We start from the raw sequence: 18,759 nt of genomic DNA on the forward strand, positions 1-18,759 counted from the left end.
CGTCAGACGTCAGACGTCTGGCGCGGCTTTGGCTTGCGGCTCACTGTTCTCGTAGATCAGCAGCGGCTTGGAGGAGCCCTCGATCACGCTCTCGTCGATCACCACCTTGCTGACATCGGACTGCGAAGGGATCTCATACATGGTGTCGAGCAGCACGCCCTCGAGGATCGAGCGCAGGCCACGGGCGCCGGTCTTCCGTTCCAGAGCCTTGTGCGCGACGGCCTTGAGTGCATCGGCACGGAATTCCAAGTCCACCCCTTCCATCTCGAACAGCTTGGCATACTGCTTGGTCAGGGCGTTCTTCGGCTCAGTGAGGATCTGCATCAGCGCCGCTTCGTCCAGCTCGTCGAGGGTAGCGATGACCGGCAGACGGCCTACGAACTCCGGGATAAGACCGAACTTCACCAGATCGTCCGGCTCGACCTCACGCAGCGCCTCGCCAACCTTCTTGCCCAGATCCGGGCTGCGCACTTCGGCGTTGAAGCCGATGCCGCCCTTGGTGGAGCGGGCCTGGATGACCTTCTCCAGACCGGCGAAGGCGCCACCGCAGATGAACAGGATGTTGCGCGTATCGACCTGCAGGAACTCCTGCTGCGGATGCTTGCGGCCACCCTGCGGCGGAACCGAGGCGACGGTGCCCTCGATCAGCTTGAGCAGCGCCTGCTGCACGCCCTCGCCCGACACGTCGCGGGTGATGGACGGGTTGTCCGACTTGCGCGAGATTTTGTCGATCTCGTCGATGTAAACGATGCCCATCTGGGCTTTCTCGACATCGTAGTCGCACTTCTGCAGCAGCTTCTGGATGATGTTCTCGACGTCCTCACCCACGTAACCGGCTTCGGTCAGGGTGGTGGCGTCGGCGATGGTGAAAGGCACGTTGAGCAGGCGGGCCAGGGTCTCGGCCAGCAGGGTCTTGCCGGAGCCGGTCGGACCGATCAGCAGGATATTGCTCTTGCCCAGCTCGACGTCGTCTTTCTTGTCGCGCTGATTCAGACGCTTGTAGTGGTTGTACACGGCGACGGAGAGCACCTTCTTGGCGCGCTCCTGACCGATCACATACTGATCCAGAATGCCGCTGATTTCCTTGGGCGCAGGCAACTTGTGGGCGCTGCTTTCGGCCTGGGCTTCCTGCACCTCCTCGCGGATGATGTCGTTGCACAGGTCGACGCACTCGTCGCAGATAAAGACCGAGGGACCGGCGATCAGCTTGCGCACTTCGTGCTGGCTTTTGCCGCAGAAGGAGCAGTAGAGCAGCTTGCCGTTGTCCTCGCCGTTGCGGGTGTCAGTCATTAGATCGATCCAATACGGTAGGCATGAAACACAAGATGAAGGCAATTGCGGGCATTTTCAACCCTGCGGGACGGCCGGGCGAGCCCGGCCGCTGCGCTGAAGCGGGGATCAGACAGGGCGTTTTTCCAGAACCTTGTCGATAAGGCGGTAGTTGACCGCCTCTTCAGCGCTCATGAAGTTGTCGCGATCGGTGTCCTTGGCGATGACGTCGATCGGCTGCTGGCAATGATCAGCCAGGATCTTGTTCAGGCGCTCGCGAATAGTGAGGATCTCGCGAGCGTGAATCTCGATATCCGAGGCCTGACCCTGGAAACCACCCAGCGGCTGGTGAATCATCATGCGCGAATGCGGCAGGCAGTAGCGCTTGCCGGCGGCTCCGCCAGCCAGCAGCAACGCCCCCATGCTGCAGGCCTGGCCGATGCAGATGGTGGACACGTCGGGCTTAATGAACTGCATGGTGTCGTAGATCGACATGCCGGCAGTCACCGAACCACCCGGGGAGTTGATGTACAGGTGAATGTCCTTGTCCGGGTTCTCGGCCTCGAGGAACAGCAGCTGAGCCACCACCAGGTTGGCCATGTAGTCCTCGACCGGGCCGACCAGGAAGATCACCCGCTCCTTCAACAGGCGCGAATAGATGTCGTAGGCACGCTCGCCACGAGCGGACTGCTCGATGACCATCGGCACGAGGCCGCCGGCGGCTTGGATGTCTGGCATGGTGTTCATGAAAGAGTTATGCGACATGTCTAGCGATCTCTCCCTAATAGTCATGTCTCTAAAGACGCATAAGCCAGCACGAAGGCTGGCTTATGGTTGTGCTCGAACGAGGCGAGGGATCAGGCTGCTTGCGGGGCTTCCGCCGGCTTGACCGCTTCTTCGTAGGAGACCGCTTTATCGGTCACTTTGGCCTTCTGCAGAACAGTATCTACAACTTGTTCTTCCAGTACAACCGAACGCACTTCGTTCAGCTGCTGGTCGTTCTTGTAGTACCAGGCCACGACCTGCTGCGGCTCCTGATAGGCGGAGGCCATTTCCTCGATCAGCTCGCGAACGCGGGCTTCGTCGGCCTTCAGCTCGCCCTGCTTGACCACTTCGGCAACGATCAGGCCCAGTACCACGCGGCGCTTGGCCTGCTCTTCGAACAGCTCGGCCGGCAGCTGGTCCGGCTTGATGTTGCCGCCGAACTGCTGAACAGCCTGCACGCGCAGACGGTTCACTTCGTTACCGATCAGGGCCTTCGGCACTTCAACCGGGTTGGCGGCCAGCAGACCTTCCATGACCTGGTTCTTTACCTTGGACTTGATGGCCTGGCGCAGCTCGCGCTCCATGTTCTTGCGCACTTCGGCACGGAAGCCTTCCAGACCGCCTTCCTTGATGCCGAACAGAGCGAAGAAGTCGTCATTCAGCTCCGGCAGCTGCGGGGCGGAAACGCTGTTGACGGTCACGGTGAACTCGGCGGTCTTACCGGCCAGGTCCAGGTTCTGGTAATCAGCCGGGAAAGTCGGGTTGATCACGCGCTCTTCGCCCGCCTTGACGCCGACCAGAGCCTCTTCGAAGCCCGGGATCATGCGGCCGGAACCCAGCACCAGCGGGGTGCCCTTGGCGCTGCCGCCGGCGAACGCTTCGCCGTCGATCTTGCCGACGAAATCGATGTTCAGCTGGTCACCATTTTCAGCGGCGCGCTCGACAGCCTCGAAGCGGGTGTTCTGCTTGCGCAGGATTTCCAGCATGTTGTCGAGGTCGGCGTCGGTGACGTCAGCCTGCAGGCGCTCGATGGCGATACCGTCGAAGCCGGCCAGCTTGATTTCCGGGAAGACTTCGAAGGTGGCGACGTACTCGAGATCCTTGCCCTTCTCGAACACTTTCGGCTCGACAGCCGGAGCGCCAGCCGGGTTCAGCTTCTGCTCGACGATGGCTTCGTAGAAGGTGGCCTGGATCAGGTCGCCCAGCGCTTCCTGACGGGCAGCGTCTTCATAACGCTGACGAATGACGTTCATCGGCACCTTGCCCGGGCGGAAGCCAGGCACCTTGGCGCGGCGGGCAGTCTGCTGCAGACGCTTGGTCACTTCGGTCTCGATGCGCTCGGCCGGCACGCCGATGGTCATGCGGCGCTCGAGAGCGGAGGTGCTTTCAACAGAAACTTGCATGGATATTCCTCGTTGCACAGACATAGGCCGGCGTTCCGACCCAGAATCGAAAGGCAGGCATTCTATTAGCTCGAATAGCAGAAGTCACCTGCGCAAAATGCGTGAGCGCAGCGAACCCTATAAGGAGGGATTACAAGGGAGATGGTGCGGACGGAGAGACTCGAACTCTCACACCTTGCGGCGCCAGAACCTAAATCTGGTGTGTCTACCAATTTCACCACGTCCGCGTGGTAACGCTTGAAACGAAAACGCCAGGCTTGGGGCCTGGCGCTTTCTCGAATATGGGGTGGACGATGGGAATCGAACCCACGACACCAGGAGCCACAATCCTGTGCTCTACCAACTGAGCTACGCCCACCATATTGCGTTGCTTGTGCCTGATTCGCCAAATGGCGCACCCGGCAGGACTCGAACCTGCGACCATCCGCTTAGAAGGCGGATGCTCTATCCAGCTGAGCTACGGGCGCTTAATCATCTGCGTAACAGACTTCTAAGCTACAGCTCCAACCGCTTCCGGTCGTTGCCATCTCACCCAGCGGCTGGCTGTGCTCGACAAGCGGGGCGAATCTTATAGAGGCGTTCTGCAAGCGTCAACACGAAAATGAAAAAAATCCTGCTGGGAAAAGGAGTTACAGGAGCAGACGATGCATGCGCCTTTGCCCGACGGGGCTGCCGTGCGAGAATACGCGATCTTTTTTCCACCCCTCCTCATGGTTAAGCACGCGTCATGACTGCAAAACTGATCGACGGCAAGTCCATCGCCGCCAACCTCCGCCAGGATATCGCCAAACGTGTCGCCGGGCGCCGCCAGCAGGGCCTGCGCGCGCCTGGCCTGGCCGTGATCCTGGTCGGCAGCGACCCGGCCTCCCAGGTCTACGTCTCGCACAAGCGCAAGGACTGCGAGGAGGTTGGCTTCGTTTCCGTGGCCCATGACCTGCCCGCCACCACTACCCAAGGCGAGCTGCTCGGGCTGATCGACCAGCTCAACCGCGACAACGCCATCGACGGCATCCTGGTGCAACTGCCCCTGCCCGCCCATCTGGACGCCTCGCAACTGCTCGAGCGCATCAACCCGGACAAGGACGTCGACGGCTTCCATCCGTTCAACGTCGGCCGCCTGTCCCAGCGCATGCCGCTGCTGCGCCCCTGTACGCCGAAAGGCATCATGACCCTGCTGGAAAGCACCGGCGTTGACCTGCATGGCCAGCACGCCGTGGTCGTGGGCGCCTCCAACATCGTCGGCCGGCCGATGGCGCTGGAGCTGCTGCTGGCCGGCTGCACCGTGACCGTCACCCACCGTTTCACCAAGGATCTGCCGGGCCACCTGGCCCAGGCCGACATCGTGGTCGTGGCCGCCGGCAAGCCGGGGCTGGTCAAGGGTGAGTGGATCAAGCCAGGCGCCATCGTCATCGACGTCGGCATCAACCGCCAGGCAGACGGCAAGCTGGTCGGCGACGTGGAGTTCGACGCCGCAGCGGAGCGCGCCGGCTGGATCACCCCAGTGCCGGGCGGTGTCGGCCCGATGACCCGTGCCTGCCTGCTGGAGAACACCCTGTACGCCGCAGAGCACCTGCACGCGTAAGTCGCTTCGGCAATAAAAAACGGCGCCCGCGGGCGCCGTTTTCGTTTCCAGCACTGGCCTTACTGGGCCTGCTGCCAGGACTTCACCAGCTCGTCGTAGCTGACGGTCTCGCCCTTCGGCTTCTCGTTGGCCAGCTTCGGCTTGGGCGCGCCCGGCTGGTCCAGCCAGTACTGCGGGTCCTTCTCCTCGTTGAGTTTCGGGCCGCACTCACCCTGCACGCCGGAGCGCTCGATGCGCGCCATCATGCTGTCCTGGGCCGCGGCCAAGCCATCCAGGGCCTCCTGCGGGGTCTTGTCGCCACTGGCCGCCTCGGCGATGAACTGCCACCACAGCTGTGCCAGGCGCGGGTAGTCCGGCACGTTGGTGCCGGTGGGGGTCCACTGCACCCGCGCCGGGCTGCGGTAGAACTCCACCAGGCCGCCGAGCTTGGGCGCCGCGTCGGTCATGGCCTGGGAGTTGATGTCAGACTCGCGGATCGGCGTCAGACCGACCAGGGTCTTCTTCAGCGAAACGGTCTTGGAGGTGACGAACTGGGCGTACAGCCAGGCCGCCAGGCGCTGCTTCTCCGGGGTGGACGTGAGGAAGGTCCAGGAACCGGCGTCCTGGTAGCCGAGCTTCATGCCCTCCTCCCAGTACGGCCCCTTGGGCGACGGCGCCATGCGCCACTTCGGCGTGCCGTCCTCGTTGACCACCGCCAGGCCCGGCTTGGTCATGTCCGCAGTGAAGGCGGTGTACCAGAAGATCTGCTGGGCAATATTGCCCTGCGCCGGTACCGGGCCGGCCTCGGAGAAGGTCATGCCCTGGGCTTCCGGCGGCGCGTACTGGCGCATCCAGTCGACGTACTTGGTGGTGGCGTAGACCGCCGCCGGGCCGTTGGTGTCGCCGCCGCGGGCGACGCTGGAGCCCACCGGGCGGCAGCCTTCGACGCGAATGCCCCACTCGTCCACCGGCACACCGTTGGGCAGGCCCTTGTCGCCGCCGCCAGCCATGGAGAACCAGGCGTCGGTGAAGCGCCAGCCCAGCGACGGGTCCTTCTTGCCGTAGTCCATGTGGCCGTAGACGCGCTTGCCGTCGATTTCCTTGACGTGTTCGGTGAAGAACTGGGCGATGTCCTCGTAGGTCGACCAGTTGACCGGCACGCCCAGCTCGTAGCCGTAGATCTCCGTGAACTTGGCCTTCAGCTCCGGCTTCTCGAACCAGTCGGCGCGGAACCAGTAGAGGTTGGCGAACTGCTGGTCGGGCAGCTGGTAGAGCTTCTTGTCCGGCCCGGTGGTGAAGGACAGGCCGATGAAATCCTCCAGGTCCAGGGTCGGCGAGGTGAAGTCCTTGCCTTCATTGGCCATCATGTCGCTGATCGCCACCGCCTTGCCGTAGCGGAAGTGGGTGCCAATCAGGTCCGAGTCGTTGACCCAGCCGTCATAGATGTTCTTGCCGGACTGCATCTGCGTTTGCAGCTTCTCCACCACGTCGCCTTCCTGCATCAGGTCGTGGTTCAGCTTGATCCCGGTGATCTCGCTGAAAGCCTTGGCCAGCACCTTGGCCTCGTACTCGTGGGTGGCGATGGTCTCCGAGGCAACGTTGATCTCCATGCCGCGGAACGGTTCGGCAGCCTTGATGAACCACTTGAGCTCGGCGAGCTGCTGCTCCTTGGTCAGGGTGGACGGCGAGAACTCGCTGTCGATCCACTTCTTCGCCGCCTCTTCGTAGGCGTCGGCCCAGGCCGCACCGCTCAATCCGGACAACGTCAGCAGGGCCGCCAGCGCCATGCTATGTCGGGTCTTGTAATTGTTGTCGAACATAGACTCCTCCTTGCTTGAATAGAAAACCGACCGGAACGACAGGCCGCCGGTCAGCCCCAACGCATCACCACCAGTAACCACACGACGGACAGCGCCGAGGCTATCCAGGTGCTCCAGTCGGTTGCGCCCACCACCAGCAGGTGCAGGTAGGCGCTGCCGAGCAAACCGATGAACAGCCGGTCGCCACGGGTGGTGGCGATCGGCAGAAAGCCCCTGCGCTCGACGCAGGGCGAGCGGATTTCCCATACCGTCATGCCCACCAGCAGCAGCGCGATGCCGCCAAAGAAGGCCGCCGTGACGGGGGTCCAGGCCATCCATTCCATAGTCGTTCCTCCTCAGACCCGGCCCAGGGCGAAGCCCTTGGCCACGTGGTTGCGTACGAACCAGATCACCAGCAAGCCCGGCAGGATGGTCAGCACCCCCGCCGCCGCCAGCACGCCCCAGTCGATGCCGGAGGCCGATACGGTGCGGGTCATCACCGCGACGATCGGCTTGGCGTCCACCGAGGTTAGGGTGCGCGCCAGCAGCAGCTCGACCCAGGAGAACATGAAGCAGAAGAACGCCGTGACGCCGATGCCGGGGCCGATCAGCGGGATGAAGATCTTCACGAAGAACTTGGGGAAGCTGTAGCCGTCGATGTAGGCGGTCTCGTCGATTTCCTTCGGCACCCCGGACATGAAGCCCTCGAGAATCCACACCGCCAGCGGCACGTTGAAGAGGCAGTGAGCCAGGGCCACGGCGATGTGCGTATCGAACAGGCCGATCGACGAGTACAGCTGGAAGAACGGCAGGAGGAACACCGCCGGCGGCGCCATGCGGTTGGTCAGCAGCCAGAAGAACAGGTGCTTGTCGCCGAGGAAGCGGTAGCGCGAGAACGCATAGGCCGCCGGCAGCGCCACCAGCAGCGAAATGAGAGTGTTCAGGCACACGTAGTACAGCGAGTTGAGGTAGCCGTTGTACCAGCTCGGGTCAGTGAAAATCACCTGGTAGTTGGCCAGGGTAAAGTCCTGCGGCCACAGGGTCAGGCCACCGAGGATCTCGGTGTTGCTCTTGAACGACATGTTGAGCAGCCAGTAGATCGGCACCAGCAGGAACAGGATGTAGAGCAGCAGCACCAGGGTTTTGCGAAGGGTCATGGGCAGCTCCTCAGCGCTTCTGGTCGTTGTGCGTCATGGCCGTGTAGAACGCCCAGGACACCAACAGGATGATCAGGAAGTACACCAGCGAGAAGGCCGCCGCCGGCCCCAGGTCGAACTGCCCCACCGCCATCTTGGTCAGCGTCTGGCTGAGGAAGGTGGTGGCGTTGCCCGGTCCGCCGCCGGTGAGCACGAAGGGCTCGGTGTAGATCATGAAGCTGTCCATGAAGCGCAGCATCACGGCGATCAGCAGCACGCTCTTCATCTTCGGCAGCTGGATATGGCGGAACACCGCCCAGCTCGATGCGCGGTCGATGCGCGCGGCCTGGTAGTAAACGTCGGGAATGGCACGAAGGCCCGAGTAGCACAGCAGCGCCACCAGCGAGGTCCAGTGCCAGACGTCCATCACCAGCACCGTGACCCAGGCGTCCATGGTGTTGGCCGCGTAGTTGTAGCTGATGCCCAGCTTGCTCAGGGTCCAGCCCAGCAGGCCGATGTCGGCGCGGCCAAAGATCTGCCAGATGGTGCCGATCACGTTCCATGGAATCAGCAGCGGAATGGCCATGATGATCAGGCAGGCGGAAGCCCAACGCCCTTTGGTCGGCATGCACAGGGCAATGGCAATGCCCAGCGGGATCTCGATCAGCAGCACGCAGGCGGAGAAGATGAACTGGCGCAGCAGCGAATCATGCAGGCGTTCGTCCTGCAGCACCTGCTGGTACCACTCGACACCGACGAAGGTACGCGTGCTGGCGTCGAAGATGTCCTGCACCGAGTAGTTGACCACCGTCATCATCGGCAGGATGGCGCTGAAGGCCACCAGCAGGAACACCGGCAGCACCAGCCACCAGGCCTTGTTGTTGATCACCTTGTTCATGCCCGCACCTCCACCAGCACGTCGTCGGCATAGAGCATCAGCCACTGCGACGGGAAGCCGATGTAGGCCACCTTGTGCGGCACCGGCAGATCTTCCTGCAGGCGCGCCTTGAGCGTCACACCGTCCAGCTCCAGGGTGAGGATCTTGTAGGTACCCAGGTCCTCGACGTGGCGCACCTCGCCGCGCAGGGCGTCGACGAAGGGCTCGTCGCTGACGTGGACGAACTCCGGGCGGATGCCCAGCTTGAGCGGGCGGCCGGCCAGCTCGGCCAGGCGCTGGCACAGCGTCGGGGCCAGCGGCACGCGGGTCTGGCCGAAGCACACGCCGCCGGCGTAGGGCGTGACCTCGACCAGGTTCATCCCCGGGCTGCCGATGAAGAAGCCGACAAAGGTATGTTTCGGTCGCTCGAACAGCTCGCGCGGGGTGCCGAACTGGACGATCTGGCCGCCGTACATGACCGCGATCTTGTCGGCGAAGGTCGAGGCCTCCAGCTGATCGTGGGTGACGTAGACCATGGTGATGTTGAACTGCTCGTGGATCTGCTTGAGCTTGCGCCGCAGCTTCCACTTCAGGTGCGGGTCGATCACCGTCAGCGGCTCGTCGAAGAGGATCGCCGACACGTCGTCGCGCACCAGGCCGCGGCCCATGGAGACTTTCTGCTTCTCGTCGGCGGTGAGGTTGCGCGCCTTCCTGTGCAGCAGCGGGTGCAGGTCCAGCACCTCGGAGATCTCGTGCACCTTGCTGGTCACCCGCGACTCGGCCAGGCCCTGGTTGCGCAGCGGGAAGGCCAGGTTGTCGAACACCGTCATGGTGTCGTAGACCACCGGGAACTGGAACACCTGGGCGATGTTGCGCTCCTGCGGCGGCAGGTCGTTGACCTCGCGCATGTCGAACAGCACCTGGCCCTCGGACGGGCTGAGCAGCCCGGAAATGATGTTGAGCAGGGTCGACTTGCCGCAGCCGGACGGACCGAGCAGCGCGTAGGCGCCGCCCTGCTCCCAGACATGGGTCATCTCGCGGATGGCATAGTCGTCCGGCCCGGACGGTTGCGCGCTGTAGCTGTGCGCCAGGTTCTGCAAGCGTATTTCGGCCATGCTGCGCTCCTCAGGACCGGCGGATCGGCGCCAGGACCAGCTGGCCCCGGGCGTCGAAGACGAACAGCTTGTGGGTCGGGATGTAGATGCGGATCGGCGCATCCACGTCGTACTCGTGCACGCCCTGCAGGTGCAGGACCAGGGCGAAGTGCTCGCTGCGCACGTGGAGGAAGGTCTCCGAGCCGCTGATCTCGGCCAGCTCGACGATCACCGCCAGCTCCAGGTCGTCGTCGTTGGACGGCACCAGGCCGATATGCCCGGGGCGCACGCCGAAGCGGTAGTCGCCCTGCCCCAGGCCGCGCAACTCGGCGGTCAGCGGGAAATGCACGAAGTCCTCGAAGCTCACCTCGCTGTCGCTGATGCGCCCGCGCATCAGATTGATTGGTGGCTCGGAGAACAGCTCGGCGGCCAGCACCTGTTGCGGCCGGTGGTAGACCTCGGTGGTCTTGCCGCTCTGGATCACCCGGCCTTCATGCAGGATGGTGGTGGTGCCGCCCAGGGCCAGGGCCTCGTTGGGCTCGGTGGTGGCATAGATGGCGATGCTGCGGCGGGCGCGGAACAGCTCGCGCATCTCCTGGCGCAGCTCTTCGCGCAGCTTATAGTCGAGGTTCACCAGCGGCTCGTCGAACAGCACCAGGTCGGCATCCTTGACCAGCGCGCGGGCCATGGCCGTGCGCTGTTGCTGGCCGCCGGAGAGCTCCAGCGGGTAGCGCTTGAGGAACTTCTCGATGCGCAGCATTTGCGCGGTTTCCTGCACCTTGCGCGCGATCTCGGCCTTGGCCACGCCGGCCTGGCGCAGTGGCGAGGCGATGTTCTCGAACACCGTCAGGTTCGGGTAGTTGATGAACTGCTGATAGACCATCGACACGTTGCGCTGACGCACCGGCACGCCGGTGACATCGGCGCCGTGCATCAGGATGCGGCCGCTGCTGGGCTTGTCCAGCCCGGCCATCAGGCGCATCAGCGAGGTCTTGCCGGCAAGCGTGCGACCCACCAGCACATTGAAGGAGCCTGGTTCGAAGCTCAGGCAGGCGTCGTCGATATAGACCTGCTGGTCGACCACGCGACAGACATGTTCCAGCGTTAACGACATGGCGTGTCCTTATGATTATTGCGCCCATCGCCGCGAAGAGCCCTCGCGGCCGACACAGCCATAAGGCGACATTCGTGCCAGCGCCGCCGCGCGCCAGGAGTCACCTCACAAGCAATTGATTTATAAAGTTTTATCCATGGAATGGATGTACAGCACGCAGGCGCACTGAACAGCCTTGAACAGTAAAAGCTGAACAACTGAACAATTTGCCCTTTGACTTTGAACAGCAATGAACAACACTGGGCGGACGCTGTTTCCCCTGCCCGCACGCGGCCAGGGACCGGGAGGGCAAGGCACTCCCCCGGCCCACCTATTGCAGTAACGGTGAGCCCAGCACGGAAGCTGTCCCCATAAGAAAGACAAGAACCAGGCGACCCTCATGACTGCCACTGCCCCGGCGCCGAACCACGACGCCATCGTTCGCGATTCCTGGAGCCGCTGCCGCGACTTCGGCCTCACCCACCAAAGCCAGCCGGCCTTCGGCCAGGCGGCGCCCGGTGAGGTTTCCGCCCTGCTGGAAAGCCAGCACTTCCTGGTGCAGACCACCCATCAGGAGGTGCTGCCCTACTACGAGAACATCCTGGCCAACTCCAACTGCCTGATCATGCTGGCCGACAACCAGGGCCAGTTGCTGCAGTCCTGGGGCGACCGCCGCTTCGTCGAGCCGAGCCAGGCCGCCGGCTTCACTCCCGGCGCCTGGTGGCAGGAGCGCTACAGTGGCACCAATGCCATCGGCACGGCCCTGGCCTGCGGCCAGGCGGTGCACATCCAGCGCGACGAGCACTTCCTCAAGGCCAACCGCTTCATGACCGGTTCGGCCTCGCCGATCTTCGATGCCAGCAGGCAGATGATCGGCGTGCTCGACGTCTCCAGCGACAGCTACCTGCCACCCGCCCACACCCTGGGCATGGTCAAGATGATGAGCCAGTCGGTGGAGAACCGGCTGATCCTCAACCTGTTCAAGGACGACTACTTCCAGCTCAGCTTCAACACCAGCCTGGACAACCTGGACAGCCAGTGGGCCGGCCTGCTGGTGTTCGATGAAACCGGGCAGATCGTCTCGGCCAACCGCCGCGCTGACAGCCTGCTCGGTGTCGGCCTGTCGCGGGTGAATATCGAGAGCCTGTTCGACGTGCCGCTGCAGCAGCTGCTCAACCAGCCGGAGAGCCTGCCCTTCGCCCTGCGCGCCGCCGGCCGCTACCGCTTCCACGGCCTGCTCAAGCGCCCGCGCAAGCCGCGCATCCAGCCGCGTGACTTCCGCCCGCAAGCGGCCCCGGCGCCGCGCCAGGGAGGCTTCACCCTGGCCAATATCAACCTCGGTGATCCACGGGTGGACAAGGCCGTACGCCAGGCCGAGCGCCTGGTGGAAAAGGACATCCCGATCCTGATCCACGGCGAGACCGGCGCCGGCAAGGAGGTGTTCGTCAAGGCCCTGCACAACGCCAGCTCGCGGGCCGGCCAGCCGCTGATCGCGGTGAACTGCGCGGCGATTCCCGCCGAACTGGTGGAGTCCGAGCTGTTCGGCTACGAGAAAGGCGCCTTCACCGGCGCCAGCCAGAAAGGCAGCATCGGCCTGATCCGCAAGGCGCACAAAGGCACCCTGTTCCTCGACGAGGTCGGCGACATGCCACTGGCCGTGCAGGCCCGCCTGCTGCGCGTGCTGCAGGAGCGCAGCGTGCAGCCATTGGGGGGCGGCGAACCCTACCCGGTGGACATCCACCTGGTCTCGGCGACCAACCGGCCGCTGCGCCAGGATGTGGACGCCGGGCTGTTCCGCGCCGACCTCTACTACCGCATCAGCGGCCTCAACCTGGAGCTGCCGCCGCTGCGCGAGCGCAGCGACAAGGCCGCGCTGTTCCAGCGCGTGTGGGAACACCACCGCGAGCCCAGCCAGTGGGCCGGCCTCAGCCGCGAAGTGCAGGAGCTGTTCCAGCGCCACCCCTGGCCCGGCAACCTGCGCCAGTTGAGCAGCGTGATGCAGATCGCCCTGGCCATGGCCGAGGACCAGCCGATCCGCGCCGAGCACCTGCCGGACGACTTTTTTGCCGATCTGGAAACCACCCCCGACAATCCGCCCGGTCAGGAGCCGCCAATCGAGACCGGGGACCTGGCCAGTCAGTATCAGGCTTGTGGCGGCAACATCTCGCACCTGGCCCGCAGCCTGGGGCTGAGCCGCAACACCCTGTACAAACGCCTGCGCGAGCAGGGGCTGAAGGTGTGAATCAGGCCGGCAGCGCCTGCCGCGTGACGAAAGCGCTCAGTTCCGCCGCCGGCAGGGGCCGGGCAAACAAGTAGCCCTGCCCCTGATCGCCGCCCAGTTCGACCAGCAACTGGCGGGTCGCCTCATCCTCGACACCCTCGGCAACGGTATGCAGACCCAGGCTGCGAGCCATCTGCACGATGGCCGTGACAATCGCCTGGTTCTGCGGATTGCCGCCAAGCCCGCGCACGAAGGATTGGTCGATCTTCAGTTTGTCGACCTGGAACCGCTGCAGGTAGGCCAGGTTGGAGTAGCCGGTACCAAAGTCGTCGATCGACAGTTTCACGCCCAGATCCTTGAGCTGGCGCAGCTGCTCGCAGTCCTGTAGCAGGATGGACTCGGTCAGCTCCAGCTCGAGCCCGGACGGTGGCAGGCCGTAACGCATCAGCGCCGCCTGTACCACCTCGCCGAGGTTGCCACGGCGGAACTGCACGGCCGACATGTTCACCGAGACCACGAAACGAGGCAGACCGCCAGCCTGCCAAAGCATGGCCTGGCGGCAGGCCTCGCCCAGCACCCATTCGCCGATCTCGACAATCAGCCCGGAACGCTCGGCTGCATCAATGAAACGGTCAGGCCCCAGCAGGCCAAGCTCGGGATGGCGCCAGCGTAATAGAGCCTCTGCCGCCAGCAGCTTGCCAGTGTGCAGGTCGACAATGGGCTGATACTGCAGCACGAACTCATCACGGGTCAGCGCCTGGCGCAGATCCAGCTCCAGCGCCAGTCGCTCAAGGTTGTCCGCATTCATACGCTCATCGAAGAAGCAGAACGCATTGCGCCCCACCGATTTGGCCTGGTACATGGCCATATCAGCATGCTTGAGCAACGTCTCGAAATCGTCACCATCACCGGGAAACAGCGATATACCGATCGAGAGAGAAGTCACGATCTGCATGCCTTTGAGGGCAAAGGGCTGGGCTAGCCGTTGCTGCATCTGTGCCGCCAGCGACGAGACGACGGCCAGATCATCGACATCGGCCAACGCCACGAGGAATTCGTCCCCCCCCTGTCGACTCAGCGTATCCAGATCGCTCAGTGTCTCGCGCAGACGCCGCGCCACCTCCTGCAGCAGCTCGTCGCCGGCGGCATGTCCGAGGGAATCATTGATGGTCTTGAAGTTGTCCAGATCGAGAAACAGCAACGCCACCTGCCGACCATCGCGCCGCGCATGACCAATGGCCTGCTCCACACGGTCACGCAGCAACAGCCGGTTGGGCAGATTGGTCAGCGCATCATGCTGAGCCAGGTGAGTGAAGCTGGCCTCGGAGTCCTGTACGCGTGCGATCTCTTGCTGCAGGCGCACCAGCGTCATGCGCAGGTCGCTGGCCAGCAGCCAAACCGCAGCGGCACACATCAGCAAGATGCTGCTGACATTGATCATCCGGCCAAGCCCCATCGGCAAGGGCTCGAAGTGCTGGAGGCCGGTAAGCGCCGCATAGGTCAGCACCGCCACAGCCGCCAGCATACTCAACAGCAGACCGACGAACAGGCGCAATGGCGCGACCATGCCGGCGACGATAAGAATACCGGGGTAGGCCAGCAGCGCACCGCTATACAGGCCCTGACTGAACCAGAGTGAAACGGTGACCAGGGCGGTAAGAATGAACAGCACCAGGCGAATGGACGCATCCACCAGCCCGCACTGGTTCAGGCGCCTTCCCAACAGTACGGCCGCCAGCGCCAGCCCTACCAGCGCGGTGTCCAGCCATAGCTGAGCCAGCAGGGTCTGCATGCCGATCAGCAGCAACACGACACACAAGACATTGGCAATCTGCATCAGGCGCCGCGCCTGCAGGCGACGTTCGAGCAAGCTGCCGGACATGCCGGGAGCCGGCAGAGGGTGCGCACGCGTCATAACTACTCCACGTCCATGAGGCGACTGCTGCGGTGACGGCGAACGCTAACGAATCTTCCTTGTCATGGGCAAGTAGAAATAAGTCGCATACTTGCCAGCACAGCCCTGCGAGGCTAAAACGCCATCCCCGACCACAGCACGGCAGTCATTTGCATGAACGGCGAACTGAAAATCGAAGACCTGGTACTCGGCAGCGGCAAGGCCGCCGTCAAGGGTGCGCTGATCACCACCCAGTACCGCGGCTGGCTGGAGGACGGCAGCGAGTTCGATTCCTCCTACTCGCGTGGCAAGCCGTTCCAGTGCGTGATCGGCACCCGCCGGGTGATTCAGGGCTGGGACCAGGGCCTGATGGGCATGCAGGTCGGCGGAAAACGCAAGCTCTGGGTGCCGGCGCACCTGGCCTATGGGGAGCGCCAGGTCGGCTCGATTCCGCCGAACTCCAACCTGGTATTCGAGATCGAGCTGCTGGAAGTCATGACCCGCGACGACTGATCCCCCGCACCCCGAGCGAGAGAAAACCCATGCGACTCCTACTCAACGTGCTGGCATTGCTGGTGGCCGGACAGGTGCACGCCACCCAATCGGAGCTGCGCACGAGCGTCGACGCCGCGGTCATGCCGACCATCGCGCAACTGCAGATTCCCGGCATGGCCATCGCCATTGCCCACCGTGGCGAGCGCCACTTCTTCAACTATGGCCTCGCCTCCCGCGACGGCGGCCAGGCGGTGGACGAGCACACCCTGTTCGAGCTGGGCTCGGTGAGCAAGCTGTTCACCGCCACCCTCGGCGCCTACGCCCAGGCCGAGGGCAAGCTGCGCCTGAGCGATAAAGCCAGCCAGCATCTGCCGGCGCTGCGCGGCAGCGCCTTCGACCAGATCAGCCTGCTCGACCTGGCCGCCTACACCCCCGGCGGCCTGCCGCTGCAGTTCCCGGACGCAGTGCAGAACGCACAACAGATGCTCGACTACTACCGCGCCTGGCAACCTGCCTACCCGGCCGGCGGCCAGCGCCTGTATTCCAACCCCAGCATCGGCCTGTTCGGATACCTGACGGCCGCCAGCCTGGGCGAGCCGTTCGACCCGTTGCTGGAACGGCAGCTATTCCCGCAGTTGGGCATGACGGAGAGCTACATACAGGTGCCGCCGGCACAGATGGCGCGCTATGCCTGGGGCTACCGCGACGAGCAGGCGCTCCGCGTGCAGCCGGGACCACTGTATGCCGAGGCCTACGGGGTGAAGTCCACAGCCGCTGACATGCTGCGCTTCATCGAGGCCAATCTCGACCCATCGCAGTTGCCGACATCGCTGCGCCAGGCCATCGCCACCACCCACCAGGGTTATTACCGGGTCGGCGAAATGACCCAGGGCCTGGGCTGGGAGCGCTACGCCTACCCCATAACCCTGCCACGCCTGCAGGCTGGCAACTCCACGCAGATGGCCCTTGAGCCACATGCAGTGGAGCACTTCGCCACGCCGCAACCCGCCGAGGGCGACCTGCTGCTGAACAAGACCGGCTCGACCAATGGCTTCGGCGCCTACGTGGTGCTGTTGCCGGAGCGCGACACCGGCCTGGTGATCCTGGCCAACCGCAACTACCCGAATGCCGAGCGGGTGCGCATCGCCTTGCAGATCCTCGCCACGCTGGAGCCCTGAGCCGCTGGCCCATTGCCAGGGCAAAGCCCGTATGATGGCGGACCGCATCTGCTTTCCGAGTTGCCATGCTGTCCGCCGTCAAACGTTACCAGGCGCTACTCTCCAGCACCCTGGCGCGCTACTTCCCCCGCACCACCGAATACCTGCGCGCCGAACGCGAAGCCGCGGCCAAGCTGCGCCAGCCACAACCGCGCGCCAAGCGCCCCGCCAGCAGCAGCAAAGCCAAGGCCGGCGGGCGCAAGAAGAAGGCCAGCGACGGCCCAGCCCCCGCCCCAACCGGCATTTATTCCAGCGTCCGCCTGAAGGTCGATGACCATCAGATCGCCGCCATGCGCGCCCGCGTCGCCGAAGCGGTGGCAGCCGGGCTGATCGGCGCACCGTCCGACGAGCAGTGGGCGATGATCCTCTGCCGCGCGCCGCTGGCGCGCATCTTCGCCGGCGCCGGCTCGGGCAAGTCCACCACCCTGTTGCTGCGCGTGGTGTTCATGCTCTGCCATCTGCGGATCCCCGCCAGCAGTCTCACGGTGATCTCCTTCACCAACACCTCCTGCGCCGAGCTGCGTGGCCAGTTGCTGCGCCTGCTGGCCTTCTGGCAATTCCCGTTCGACGAAGCGCAGGCGCGCCAGTGCGTGCGCACCTTCCACTCCGCCATGGCGCAGCAGGCCAAGGTGCTGCTGGGCGCGCCGAACTGGTTCGAGCAGCTCGGTAGCGGCGCCAGCGAGGAGCCGGACGCTCCCGCCGGCGGACGTCTGCCCCCCGCGCAGCAACGGCTGCTGCGCCAGGCCTACGACGGGCTCTACGCCAGCGATGCTGCCTTCCGCCAGCAGGTGCATGAGCTGCTCGGTGTGGCCCTGCCCGAGGCCGTCGGTAAACCGCCACAGGAGGGCTTGCGCCTGGAGGGCGAACGGCGCGCCACGCCAATCTTCGAAGCCTTCTACCAACAGGGTTGCTTCGCCGAGAGCCTTGGCCTGCGCCCGGACCGTATCGACGCCGCCACCCTGCACTGCGCACCGCGCGAGCGCCTGTTCCTGCAGGCACTGGCCAGCTTCTGGGCGCGCTTCCAGGCGCTGCTGCAGGCGCAGGGCGTCACCACCTTCGATGCCGCCTTCGGCGAGCTCGGCGAGCGCCTAGCCAGCGCCCAGGAACTACCGGAGGAGGCCATCGAGCCGCTGCGCCATCTGCTGATCGACGAGTTCCAGGACATCTCGCCACAGATCGTCCACTGGCTGCAGGCCGTGCACCGCGCGCTGGCCGGCCGCGGCAAGGCGGTCAGCCTGATGGCCATCGGCGACGACTGGCAGTCGATCTACGGCTGGCGCGGCAGCTCGCCGGAACTGTTCCTCGACTTCGACCGCCACTTCCCCAGCCGCGGCAAGGCCAAGAGCCAGGTGCTGATGCTGACCACCAACTTCCGCAGCATCGAGCCGATCCTGCGCGACGCCGAGGCGCTGCTGCAGGGCGTCGCCTGCAAACAGGCCAAGCGCAGCCAGGCAATCAAGACCACGCAGCCGGGCGACCACGGCGTGCGCAAAATCGACAACTTCGACCTCAGGCGCCAGCTACCAGAACTGCTGCAGGAAATCGCCATGCAATGCGCGCATGTTGCCCAGCGCGGCAGCCGCGAGCGCCACCCGATCCTGCTGCTGAGCCGGCGCAACGACGCGCTGAAGCAGGTGCAGACCCAGCTGGCCCCGAGCCTGCCGGTACACGCCTACAGCATCCACCGCGCCAAGGGCCTGCAGGGCGAGGTGGCGATCATCCTCGACGATGGCGGCAGCGCCGAGTCGCATCCGCTGCGCAACGCGCTGTATGCCCACTGTGGCCTGTTCCGCAACAGCTACGACCAGGCCATGCGCGACGAGAGCCTGCGCCTGGCCTATGTAGCCGTAACCCGGGGCGTCAGCCGGGTGATCTGGTACAGCGCCAAGCGCTAAACACGCAGGCACGAAAAAGGCCGCCCGAGGGCGGCCTTTT

Annotated in this window: 15 protein-coding genes and 3 tRNA genes; 5 read left to right on the plus strand and 13 right to left on the minus strand. The window is 64.4% G+C overall.

Annotated features, from left to right (window positions below; genetic code table 11):
* Nucleotides 1-9: 9 nt before the first annotated feature.
* The 6 genes from clpX to ACOAPY_RS12890 form a co-directional block, all read right to left on the minus strand.
* On the minus strand, nucleotides 10-1,290 hold the full coding sequence (gene clpX / locus ACOAPY_RS12865) for an ATP-dependent Clp protease ATP-binding subunit ClpX (RefSeq protein ID WP_021699592.1): 1,281 nt from the start codon (nucleotides 1,288-1,290) through the stop codon (nucleotides 10-12).
* Nucleotides 1,291-1,398: 108 nt separating this feature from the next.
* Nucleotides 1,399-2,034 carry an ATP-dependent Clp endopeptidase proteolytic subunit ClpP gene (gene clpP / locus ACOAPY_RS12870; protein ID WP_021699593.1) on the minus strand — a complete coding sequence of 212 codons (636 nt, stop codon included), beginning with the start codon at nucleotides 2,032-2,034 and terminating at the stop codon, nucleotides 1,399-1,401.
* Between the two features lie 92 nt (nucleotides 2,035-2,126).
* Complete coding sequence (gene tig / locus ACOAPY_RS12875; protein WP_465153509.1) at nucleotides 2,127-3,437, minus strand: trigger factor; 1,311 nt, start codon at nucleotides 3,435-3,437, stop codon at nucleotides 2,127-2,129.
* A gap of 142 nt (nucleotides 3,438-3,579) precedes the next feature.
* A tRNA-Leu gene (locus ACOAPY_RS12880) sits at nucleotides 3,580-3,664 on the minus strand.
* Nucleotides 3,665-3,719: 55 nt separating this feature from the next.
* Nucleotides 3,720-3,795: transfer RNA gene (locus ACOAPY_RS12885), tRNA-His, on the minus strand.
* 32 nt (nucleotides 3,796-3,827) lie between these two features.
* Nucleotides 3,828-3,904 (minus strand) — tRNA-Arg (locus tag ACOAPY_RS12890).
* A gap of 260 nt (nucleotides 3,905-4,164) precedes the next feature.
* Between ACOAPY_RS12890 and folD the strand changes: the two genes are divergently transcribed.
* Nucleotides 4,165-5,019, plus strand: a complete 855-nt coding sequence (gene folD / locus ACOAPY_RS12895; RefSeq protein ID WP_465153510.1) for a bifunctional methylenetetrahydrofolate dehydrogenase/methenyltetrahydrofolate cyclohydrolase FolD — start codon at nucleotides 4,165-4,167, stop codon at nucleotides 5,017-5,019.
* A 59-nt stretch (nucleotides 5,020-5,078) separates the two neighbouring features.
* Here folD and ACOAPY_RS12900 read toward each other — a convergent pair whose 3' ends face one another.
* The 6 genes from ACOAPY_RS12900 to ACOAPY_RS12925 are packed head-to-tail and all read right to left on the minus strand — an operon-like array spanning nucleotide 5,079 to nucleotide 11,018.
* Nucleotides 5,079-6,818 carry an ABC transporter substrate-binding protein gene (locus ACOAPY_RS12900; RefSeq protein WP_465153511.1) on the minus strand — a complete coding sequence of 580 codons (1,740 nt, stop codon included), beginning with the start codon at nucleotides 6,816-6,818 and terminating at the stop codon, nucleotides 5,079-5,081.
* Between the two features lie 50 nt (nucleotides 6,819-6,868).
* Nucleotides 6,869-7,141: a DUF2160 domain-containing protein gene (locus ACOAPY_RS12905; protein WP_237044891.1), complete on the minus strand. Its 273-nt coding sequence runs from the start codon at nucleotides 7,139-7,141 to the stop codon at nucleotides 6,869-6,871.
* Nucleotides 7,142-7,153: 12 nt separating this feature from the next.
* A complete protein-coding gene (locus tag ACOAPY_RS12910) occupies nucleotides 7,154-7,954 on the minus strand; it encodes a carbohydrate ABC transporter permease (protein WP_465153512.1) in 801 nt (266 codons plus the stop codon).
* A 10-nt stretch (nucleotides 7,955-7,964) separates the two neighbouring features.
* A complete protein-coding gene (locus ACOAPY_RS12915; RefSeq protein ID WP_465153513.1) occupies nucleotides 7,965-8,831 on the minus strand; it encodes a carbohydrate ABC transporter permease in 867 nt (288 codons plus the stop codon).
* On the minus strand, nucleotides 8,828-9,925 hold the full coding sequence (locus ACOAPY_RS12920) for an ABC transporter ATP-binding protein (protein WP_465153514.1): 1,098 nt from the start codon (nucleotides 9,923-9,925) through the stop codon (nucleotides 8,828-8,830). Before ACOAPY_RS12920 ends, ACOAPY_RS12915 begins: the two co-directional genes overlap by 4 nt.
* 10 nt (nucleotides 9,926-9,935) lie before the next feature.
* On the minus strand, nucleotides 9,936-11,018 hold the full coding sequence (locus tag ACOAPY_RS12925) for an ABC transporter ATP-binding protein (protein ID WP_465153515.1): 1,083 nt from the start codon (nucleotides 11,016-11,018) through the stop codon (nucleotides 9,936-9,938).
* Nucleotides 11,019-11,397: 379 nt separating this feature from the next.
* On the opposite strand from ACOAPY_RS12925, the gene ACOAPY_RS12930 reads away from it, so the two are divergent.
* Nucleotides 11,398-13,239 carry a sigma-54-dependent Fis family transcriptional regulator gene (locus ACOAPY_RS12930; protein WP_465153516.1) on the plus strand — a complete coding sequence of 614 codons (1,842 nt, stop codon included), beginning with the start codon at nucleotides 11,398-11,400 and terminating at the stop codon, nucleotides 13,237-13,239.
* A gap of 1 nt (nucleotide 13,240) precedes the next feature.
* Here the strand turns inward: ACOAPY_RS12930 and ACOAPY_RS12935 are convergent, their stop codons facing one another.
* Nucleotides 13,241-15,133 carry a putative bifunctional diguanylate cyclase/phosphodiesterase gene (locus ACOAPY_RS12935; protein WP_465153517.1) on the minus strand — a complete coding sequence of 631 codons (1,893 nt, stop codon included), beginning with the start codon at nucleotides 15,131-15,133 and terminating at the stop codon, nucleotides 13,241-13,243.
* A gap of 153 nt (nucleotides 15,134-15,286) precedes the next feature.
* Between ACOAPY_RS12935 and ACOAPY_RS12940 the strand changes: the two genes are divergently transcribed.
* From ACOAPY_RS12940 to ACOAPY_RS12950, 3 genes are all read left to right on the plus strand, one after another.
* Entirely contained in the window at nucleotides 15,287-15,625 is a 339-nt protein-coding gene (locus tag ACOAPY_RS12940) for an FKBP-type peptidyl-prolyl cis-trans isomerase (RefSeq protein ID WP_465153518.1), read from the plus strand.
* Nucleotides 15,626-15,654: 29 nt separating this feature from the next.
* On the plus strand, nucleotides 15,655-16,785 hold the full coding sequence (ampC, locus tag ACOAPY_RS12945) for a class C beta-lactamase (protein ID WP_465153519.1): 1,131 nt from the start codon (nucleotides 15,655-15,657) through the stop codon (nucleotides 16,783-16,785).
* Nucleotides 16,786-16,850: 65 nt separating this feature from the next.
* Entirely contained in the window at nucleotides 16,851-18,719 is a 1,869-nt protein-coding gene (locus ACOAPY_RS12950; protein ID WP_465153520.1) for a UvrD-helicase domain-containing protein, read from the plus strand.
* Nucleotides 18,720-18,759: the final 40 nt, after the last annotated feature.

Origin of the sequence: Pseudomonas stagnisoli (assembly GCF_048595745.1) — a bacterium.
GTDB lineage: Bacteria > Pseudomonadota > Gammaproteobacteria > Pseudomonadales > Pseudomonadaceae > Aquipseudomonas > Aquipseudomonas alcaligenes_A.